This window comes from Paenibacillus sp. SER-28 (genome assembly GCF_052906305.1).
Window position 1 is genome coordinate 75,889 of the sequence record NZ_JBRECM010000016.1, and the last position, 8,750, is coordinate 84,638.

The following is an 8,750-nucleotide window of genomic DNA, read 5'->3' on the forward strand; positions in this document are numbered from 1 at the left end:
CACTTATGAATATAAAACACCCATGGCGTATGACCTCTGTAGCTGGACTGCTATCCCTACCCCTGTTGTTGTCAGGCTGCAGCCTTTTCGGCGACGAATCGGCATCTATTGACCCCCCGCCGTCCACGACAGAGCAGTCCATGATTAAGGCTGTAACCGGAAAAGCACCTGCCAGTACAGGGCAACTGAGGGCTGTTTTTTTGCAAGATCATAACGGTTTGCTGGCCCCGGTATCTTTACCGATTGCTACAGGTGATGTGCAGGCAGATGCCAAGTCAGCGCTGGAAACATTGGTTGAGGGCGGGCCGTATGCTGGATTATTACCAGAGGGATTTAAAGGGGTAATACCCCAGGGTACAGAAGTAAAAAGTGTGACAGTGGACAAGAACAACAAGCTGGCTGTTGTCGAATTCAACAAATCTTTCGCCAACTATAAGCCACAGGAAGAACGCAAATTAATGGAGAGCTTGACTTGGACCCTAACCGACCGTCCCGATATCGAGAGCGTACAGATCTGGGTGGAGGGCAAAAAGCTGAACGAAATGCCTGTTGGCGGCACACCGCTGGATCATCCATTGACGCGTGCAGTAGGTATTAATTTGGAAATTGGTCATGGCGTGATACCCCTGGATTCCAGTCCGGTCACTGTGTATTTCTCTTCCTCTTCACCTGCTGGAGTTCAATACTATGTACCTGTAACACGGTTGGTTAGCCCTGAGAAAGATCGTGTCCAGTCAGCACTGCATCAATTGATTCAAGGGCCGCAGACCAAAGATGGGTTACAAGAAGTGATGACAGGGGAGACGGCGCTGAAATCGGTAGAACACTCCAAAGACAACGTAATTACGGTATCTCTCTCAGATGATATGTTTGCTAAAGGAGAAGCTGTGCCTGCTGAATTTTTGGAATCGGTTGTGCTGACAGCGGCAGACAATTCAGATGATGCGGTCAAAACAAAAATTCGGATTGAACTGAATGGTGAAAAAAGCGTAATTGGACAAAATAATCAAAATTATGGAGAGCCTGTAGCCAAGCCGCAACATATTAACGAAATCCCTCTTTAAGGGCGGGAATCGTCCTTGGGGTGCTTTTGCCTGCACACTTTGGTAAAATAAACATATAAGAACAGGTTGCATACGACGTAGGAGGAAAAAGCATGAGTAGATCTAACGGACGAAACGGTGATGAGCTGCGCCCGATGAAATTGACAGCAGGAGTAAATAAATACGCGGAGGGCTCTGTTTTTATAGAGGTTGGCGAGACGAAAGTCATTTGCACGGCTACTGTAGAAGAACGCGTACCCCCCTTTATGAAGGGACAAGGAAAGGGCTGGGTGACCGCGGAGTATTCCATGCTTCCGCGTGCGACTCATAGCCGTAATCAGCGTGAAGCTGCGCGTGGGAAGCTGACAGGCCGTACCATGGAAATTCAGCGTCTGATTGGAAGAGCGTTGCGTTCGGTGGTCAATTTGCAGGCGCTTGGTGAACGGACGATTACGTTGGATTGTGACGTCATTCAGGCGGACGGCGGAACACGCACAACCTCAATTACCGGTTCTTTCGTAGCGTTGGCGATTGCGGTTAATAAAATTGCCACCCAGCACAAGCTGCCTGTTTTTCCAATTACTGATTTTCTGGCTTCCGTCAGCGTAGGGGTTGTTGGTGAAAAAGCGTTGCTGGATCTGAACTATGAAGAGGATTCCAAGGCTAAAGTGGACATGAATCTTGTCATGACTGGCAGTGGAAAATATGTTGAGCTGCAAGGTACAGGTGAAGAAAGCCCATTTGACCGTAACGAATTGGATCAACTGCTTAGCTTGGGCGAACAAGGGATTCTGCAAATGATTGAGCGCCAAAAAGAAGTGCTTGGACCGATTGCTGATAAGATCGGTGCTGGACGTACAGGAGCTGGCGCCTAATGCGGCTGGATGGTCCGGTCGTCATTGTCGCTACGAAAAATAAAGGAAAGGTGCGGGAATTTGCGCATGCTTTTGAGCCGTTTGGCAAGGAAGTCAGAAGCATGTACGATTATCCCGACATTCCTGATGTCGTTGAAGATGGCAAAACCTTTGCCGAAAATGCACTGAAAAAAGCTAAAGCGGTTGGAGATGTGCTCGGATTGCCCGTACTGGCCGATGATTCCGGCCTCTGCGTGGACTTGCTGGACGGTGCGCCGGGGGTATACTCGGCCCGTTATGCTGGAGAAGGTGCCAGCGATCACGAAAACAATATTAAGCTGCTCGACGTTCTAGAATCGAAGCAGCTGGGTGATGATACGGGACAGCCTTTGCTAAGCCCGGCTCAATTCGTCTGTACCTTGATTCTATATAATCCGCAGACTGGCGAGACGTTGGAATCGACAGGCTCTGTGGAGGGCTGGATTACTACTGAAACCGCCGGCAGCGGCGGGTTTGGGTATGATCCGCTGTTTTATTTGCCAGAGTTTGAAAAGACAATGGCCGAGCTGACGTTGGAACAAAAGCAGGCTATCAGTCACCGAGGGATAGCTCTGCGTGATTTGGCAACAAAGCTGGGTAATCCACAGGCATAGCATTGGTAACAGGGGCGAAATCATCCCCCATTCACATAACGAAAAAAAGGCTATCCGTCAGTCATAAGCTGCGGATAGCCTTTTTGGTACTTTCTGTTCCCCATATAGTACACAGCGAAAAATTGCCGCTGCCGCTTAGAAGCTCTATTGCTTCAGCATTCAGCGTAGCTTATCGAATAGCAACCTTGTAAGTGCGTAACCAGTTATCCACTTGAGCCAAGTAGGCGAACAACTGGGGACCCGACATCAGCTGACCAAACCAAGGCAGATTGGTGGATGCCTCCGGTGAGGCGGCAATATCACGTACCTTTTGCGCATCGATCAGCTTGAGCAGTGGGGAAGAGGAATCATCCAGCAGCTGCAGCGCCTGCTTTTTCACAGCCTCAAGATAGGAAGGGTTATGCGTTTTGGGATATGGGCTTTTTTTGCGATACAGCACATCATCCGGCAATACACCCTCCAGCGCCTTGCGTAAAATACCTTTTTCACGTCCGCCTGTCATCTTGATACTCCACGGAATGTTCCATACATATTGTACCAAACGATGATCGCAATACGGCACCCGCACTTCCAGTCCGGCTCCCATACTCATCCGATCCTTGCGATCCAGTAGAGTAGGCATAAAGCGGGTGATGTTCAAATAGGACATGACGCGCATTTGCGCAGCTTTTCCTGTTTCCCCCGGTAGCTTCGGCACTTCTCCTACCGCTTCTGAGTAGCGATCGTTCAAATACTCCAGCGGCTTGATCCAGTCCCGTACCTCAGGAGACAACAGACTGGCTCTCATATCGGGTGCAACTGCCCACGGGAATGTACCCGAATTCAGCATATCCTCCCGGTGGAACCAAGGATATCCGCCAAAAACTTCATCCGCAGCCTCGCCGGAAATAGCGACCGTAGCTCCTTTTTTAATCTCCCGGCAAAAGAGATACAGCGACGAATCCACGTCCGCCATTCCGGGTAAATCCCGCGTTAGTGTGGAGTTGTTCAGAGCTGCTACGACTTCTGGCGTATCGAATTCAATCCAGTGATGATTTGTCCCTAATTCATCCACCATCCGCTGAATCCAGGGGGCATCGGCTCCGGGTTGAAACGCATGGGCTTTAAAATGCTTGTCGTTATCCACATAATCGACCGAATACGTATGAACTTGTCCCTGCCCGGTACGTTTGTAATAATCGACAGCTAATGCGGATAGAGCGCTTGAATCCAGCCCGCCAGACAATAAGGTGCACACGGGAACATCCGAAATGAGCTGCCGCTCCACCGTATCTAGCAACAGTTCTCTTACCTTAAGTGCCGTTTCTTCGGTGTTATCCTCATGCGCAATGCTTTCCAGTGTCCAGTAGGCATGGATGCGCACGCCGTCGCGGCTGTAGGTTAACGTATGCCCGGGGCGTAGCTCCTTCATAGACGAATAGACGCCGTGTCCGGGGGTACGTGCAGGCCCGATGATAAAAATTTCGGCCAATCCCTCGGCGTCCACTGCTGCCTCTACCGCTGGATGCTGGAGCAGTGCTTTGGGTTCTGAGCCAAATACGAATACTTCTTCGGTTTGGCTATAAAATAGCGGCTTCACTCCCAGCCGATCCCGTGCCAGAAATACCTGCTCCCGCTCGCTATCCCAGACCGCAAACGCAAAAATGCCGTTTAACCGATCCACACATTCAGGGCCCCATTCGATATAGGATTCGAGCAGCACCTCCGTGTCGCATTGTGTACGGAAAAAATGCCCGCGCTGTTGCAGCTCTTTTTTCAGCTCAGGCGCGTTATATATTTCCCCGTTATATACAATCGTATAAGTGATATCCTCCAGCTGCCGGATCATGGGCTGAGCGCCATTTTCCGGGTCCATAACGCTCAATCTTCGGTGTCCGAAGGCACACGGGTTGGATATCCAGGTACCCGCAGCATCCGGTCCGCGATCGGAGAGCGTTTGTGTCATATTCAGCAGCAGCTCAGATTGATGCATTAAGTCTCCGTTCCACTGTATGAAACCTGTAATTCCGCACATGTCTGTTCATCCTCTCTTTGTCGTGTTCATCCAGTGTTGGAATGAATCAAAAACTAAATCCCCAGTTCATCAGTATATATGCCGAAAAGAAGCATAAAATGTCTGTCCGTTCCGAAAACTACAGATGGGGCAACCCGTCTACTCGCAAGGAAGGAGGGAGACCATGTACTACATCAAGGATGCCAAAATACGCCGCTTCACTGAACTTGACGGAGTGCGCTGCGCTGAGGTAGAGGTGCGGCCCGGTGCCGCAGATGACCCGGAACTGTTGGTCTATATTACGGCCAAGGATCAGACGGATGGTCAGCATGACTATGACATGATACGGATCATCCGCAATGACGCCGATCTGGAGCTGGATTGGTACGACAATAATCTGCATTCGGCATTTGAGGAAGTGACAGACAAGGCTTTTACCGACTCTACACACATTACTGCTGGTGAGGAGCGAGAGAAGTTTAAAAAAGAATTGCTCTCCTATGGGCAGCTCAGCACAGAGTTCGCCAAGGAGTTTGGGGCATGAGGATATGGTGTGCTATGCCTCGGCTTTTGTTGATTTGGGCCCCGGCGCCATCGCCGGATCAGCGTGAAAGGAGGGGGAAATCATAGACGGCAAAGCGAATTATAAGAAAAACAAAGGCAGCAGTTATATTCATAACAATGAGTTCGCGGAAGAAGTGCTGGAGAAAAACGTAAGACATGAAGTACGGAGAAGTCCTAAACGCTTTGGGAATAAATAAGCAGCCATTGAACCAAATAGCAACAGCAACTCATCAAAAATGACCCTAAAGAAGCCTCCGTATCCCGCCAAATTAGCGGTATGTAGGAGGCTTCTTTTTGAACTAAGCCGCTTCACGCAGCGTCATAATCCCTTTGTAGATGTTATAAACAAAAACCCCGAGATAGACCACTACGAATAGCAGTACAAAACCGATCACTGAACCTGCATGATTCGCCGTAATAATAAAATACACTAGCGGAATTGCCGCAATAATGGGGAAAATATGCGATAAAATAGCTTTTTTTGCATGTCCCTGAACATATTCGTCCCGTACTGCAATCCACACAATGACAGGCACTAGAAAAGGTGCGAAGAAAATGCTGAAATAACAAAGTGACGACAAAAGACCTCTCACAGATTAACCCCTCCTTTATGCATGGTTCTTTGTACATAATACCCCGTTAGCGTCCAAATGATTCCTTTTGCAGCCCACTTCGCTATATCATGAAAAAAATGCTTTTGACAGTTGCCCGAAATGTGATATAATAATCAATGCGCTGAATACATAAGGTTTTATTGATCACCATCTTGTCCCAGTAGCTCAGCTGGATAGAGCAACGGCCTTCTAAGCCGTCGGTCGGGGGTTCGAATCCCTCCTGGGACGTCGAAGCGTTCAGATATGTAAAGTTTGAACGAAATTAAAAATGCTTCAAATCCTTGATATATAAGGGTTTGGGGCGTTTTTTATTTTATTGGGGTTACGATAGAAAACGTTAGAAAAAGGTGTGATCAATACAACTGTTTACTCAAATTATACACACGATTTTTACACGCTATATAAACGTTCAAAAATGTCTGTTGTTTTGAATCCTGTTCACGTAGCTCTTTCATAAGGTGGGCATATGTAGAGGTAGTGATATCTAATGAGGCGTGACCAAGCCGCTCCGAAACATACAGTAAACTAATACCTTTATATAGTAGCACGCCTGTTGAATAACCACAAAATGGTAGAAAAAAGATCGTCTTTTCTGTAGAATCGTTGGTCCCATCCAAACGAATCCGAAAGAAGACGATCTCATGAAAAATTCTATCACGATTACATCTATCCTTCAATCCATGCTGACTCCTGAAGAAGTTCAAAGGGTTGTGAAGTTAATAGGTTATGAAGACAAAGCCCGCAAGTTTACGGTGTACCATTTACTCCAATACTGGTGCATGGCTGCGTTGGAACAATGGGGTAGCTATCGATCCAGCGTAGATTATGCGGCTCTCTGTGGCTTGTCCGTCGTCCACTACTCACGCTTTTCAACCAAAGCCGCCGAAGTCCCGTTTTCCGTATTTAAGGAACTTTTCCATCTACTCGCTTTACGAGCAGAAAATGGGCAACCCCTTCAGGTGGTCGAAACGCTGGGCTCCAAGCATGATGGCCCCATGAGTGAAGCGTTGGCTCAACCGGACTACATTTTGGTGATGGACCGTGCTTATGGGAAACTGGAGCGTCTGGATCACTTCAAAACCCATGGACAATCGTTTGTCATTCGGCTTCGCGACAACGTCCATTTGGAAAAGCCTCATGCGCTACGTCGCCTTACGAAGCCAGATTCATCCGTCATTCGGGATATCACTTGCCAGTTGGGAAGCCCTCAGTGTCGTTCCAGACAACGTCATCGTGTGGTGATGTTTCGGGATTTTGAAGGTCGGGAAATTCGGGTGGTTACCGATTTAATGCAGGTGACCGCAGAACAAATCGCACAGATCTATAAGGCTCGATGGCAGATTGAAGTCTTCTTTCGTTGGATCAAGCAACATTTGAATATTCCAACGCTGTTTGGTACGACTGAAAATGCGGTCTATGGGCAATTATTCTGTGCTCTAATCGTCTATGTCCTGCTCAATTGGCTATTTGTTGCTGCTCAGACTTCATGGCCCCAACATGCCGTTCTTTCCTTTGCGCGATTTTCTCGTCTATTTCTTCTTCAAAACTACCTGTTGAATGGCTGATTCAGATTCGGCGCGTTCTTCAGTGCACCTCTTGTTTCATGAATTGAGTTACTTATTTTGGTTATTCAACAGGCGTGGCAGAATCTAAAAGTATCTATAATCATAAAAGATTTATTCCACTTTTAGATAAGGATTGAGAAGACCATTTCAGCTAACTGCGGCTTTAGTTTAATAACAATCTTCCATAAAAGAGCGCGATTCTATAATAAGGATCAGTTCGTTTTTATTAAAGGGCCATATTATATCTTTTAATTTAAGTGAAACTGCCTAAAAAGTATGTTAATATCAGATTTAACAGACAGACAAACTAGTATTTATAGAGGCGAAATTATGAAAAAATATAGAATATATCAAGTAGACTCATTTACAAAAAATAGATTTCATGGTAACCCTGCTGGAGTTGTTCCAAATGCAAATGGACTTACAGATGAGCAGATGCAGAGAATTGCAAGAGAATTAAATAATTCGGAAACTGCATTTATTTTTGAAACAGATTCTTCAAATTATGATGTTGAAGTAAGATTTTTTACTCCAACAACAGAGGTTCCAATTTGTGGTCATGCAACAGTAGCAGCACATTATATTTATGCAATTGAGAGAAAAGCTGAAACTGGAAGAATTATTCAAAAAACAAAAGCAGGTATATTGCCTGTTGATGTTATAAAGTATGAAGATGACTATTCTATTGTAATGACACAGGGAGAACCTTCTGTATCAGAGCCTTTAAATGATGAAATAAGAAGTCAGATTGCAAATGCGTTAGGTATTTCTTGTAAAGATATTTGCATGGAATATCCAGTTGCAATATCTTCAACAGGTCATTCTAAGGTAATGGTTCCGATTTACTCCAATGAAATACTACATAGTTTAAAACCTGATTTGCAGAAGCTTACAGAAATCAGCAAGCATATTGGATGTAATGGATATTATGTTTTTACATTAAATCCACAAGAGGATATATTGGTTCACGGAAGAATGTTTGCTCCTGCAATTGGAATAGCTGAAGACCCGGTGACAGGAAATGCAAACGGACCGCTTGGAGCCTATTTGGTACACTATAACATTTTGCAAAATGAGAATGAGCAGTCTTTTGATTTTGATATTTTACAAGGTGAGGCAATCAAAAGAGAGGGAACAATGCATGTTCATGTGAAAAAGGAACAGGGAAAACCCGTATTAGTTCAAATTACGGGGAAAGCGGTTATTGCTTTTTCAACGGAGATCATACTTTAAAAAAGTCTAACAAATTTATCAATAAGCTTAATGACGGATTGTCAAGCCAAGTACAAACCCAATAACACCAACGTCCCAACAAGTACTCCTGGGACGTATAGCAAAAAGCTTCCTACATGTAGGAAGCTTTTCAGATTGTCGAGAAACCCCGTCTTTTTGAGACGTGGGTTTCTTTTTCTTTACATCATAAGGCTCTGGTCTCTGGAGAAACAGGGGGTTACCCCTGTTTCT

At 46.0% G+C, this 8,750-nt stretch carries 8 protein-coding genes and 1 tRNA gene; 7 read left to right on the forward strand and 2 right to left on the reverse strand.

Annotation, left to right across the window (positions count from 1 at the left end; translation table 11 throughout):
- Positions 1 to 5 precede the first annotated feature (5 nt).
- The 3 genes from ACUYLD_RS24145 (at position 6) to ACUYLD_RS24155 (ending at position 2,550) form a co-directional block, all read left to right on the forward strand.
- The gene (locus ACUYLD_RS24145; RefSeq protein ID WP_446676157.1) at positions 6 to 1,064 is read left to right on the forward strand and encodes a GerMN domain-containing protein; all 1,059 of its coding nucleotides are present in this window, start codon (positions 6 to 8) and stop codon (positions 1,062 to 1,064) included.
- Positions 1,065 to 1,156: 92 nt separating this feature from the next.
- Positions 1,157 to 1,918 carry a ribonuclease PH gene (gene rph / locus ACUYLD_RS24150; RefSeq protein ID WP_013311675.1) on the forward strand — a complete coding sequence of 254 codons (762 nt, stop codon included), beginning with the start codon at positions 1,157 to 1,159 and terminating at the stop codon, positions 1,916 to 1,918.
- Complete coding sequence (locus tag ACUYLD_RS24155) at positions 1,918 to 2,550, forward strand: XTP/dITP diphosphatase (protein ID WP_250260549.1); 633 nt, start codon at positions 1,918 to 1,920, stop codon at positions 2,548 to 2,550. Before rph ends, ACUYLD_RS24155 begins: the two co-directional genes overlap by 1 nt.
- 169 nt (positions 2,551 to 2,719) lie before the next feature.
- Here the strand turns inward: ACUYLD_RS24155 and asnB are convergent, their stop codons facing one another.
- Positions 2,720 to 4,564, reverse strand: coding sequence for an asparagine synthase (glutamine-hydrolyzing) (asnB, locus tag ACUYLD_RS24160; protein WP_069290243.1), 1,845 nt, complete (start codon positions 4,562 to 4,564; stop codon positions 2,720 to 2,722).
- 163 nt (positions 4,565 to 4,727) lie between these two features.
- Here asnB and ACUYLD_RS24165 point away from each other — a divergent pair, with 163 nt between their 5' ends.
- Positions 4,728 to 5,087 (forward strand): hypothetical protein, encoded by a 360-nt coding sequence (locus ACUYLD_RS24165; protein WP_069290242.1) that lies wholly within the window; start codon positions 4,728 to 4,730, stop codon positions 5,085 to 5,087.
- A 319-nt stretch (positions 5,088 to 5,406) separates the two neighbouring features.
- Here the strand turns inward: ACUYLD_RS24165 and ACUYLD_RS24170 are convergent, their stop codons facing one another.
- Positions 5,407 to 5,700, reverse strand: a complete 294-nt coding sequence (locus ACUYLD_RS24170) for a DUF4870 domain-containing protein (protein ID WP_016324668.1) — start codon at positions 5,698 to 5,700, stop codon at positions 5,407 to 5,409.
- 175 nt (positions 5,701 to 5,875) lie between these two features.
- On the opposite strand from ACUYLD_RS24170, the gene ACUYLD_RS24175 reads away from it, so the two are divergent.
- The 3 genes from ACUYLD_RS24175 (at position 5,876) to ACUYLD_RS24185 (ending at position 8,519) form a co-directional block, all read left to right on the forward strand.
- Positions 5,876 to 5,949 (forward strand) — tRNA-Arg (locus ACUYLD_RS24175).
- Positions 5,950 to 6,362: 413 nt separating this feature from the next.
- Positions 6,363 to 7,286, forward strand: a complete 924-nt coding sequence (locus ACUYLD_RS24180; RefSeq protein WP_446676158.1) for an IS4 family transposase — start codon at positions 6,363 to 6,365, stop codon at positions 7,284 to 7,286.
- A 330-nt stretch (positions 7,287 to 7,616) separates the two neighbouring features.
- Positions 7,617 to 8,519, forward strand: coding sequence for a PhzF family isomerase (locus ACUYLD_RS24185; protein ID WP_069290241.1), 903 nt, complete (start codon positions 7,617 to 7,619; stop codon positions 8,517 to 8,519).
- Positions 8,520 to 8,750 lie beyond the last annotated feature (231 nt).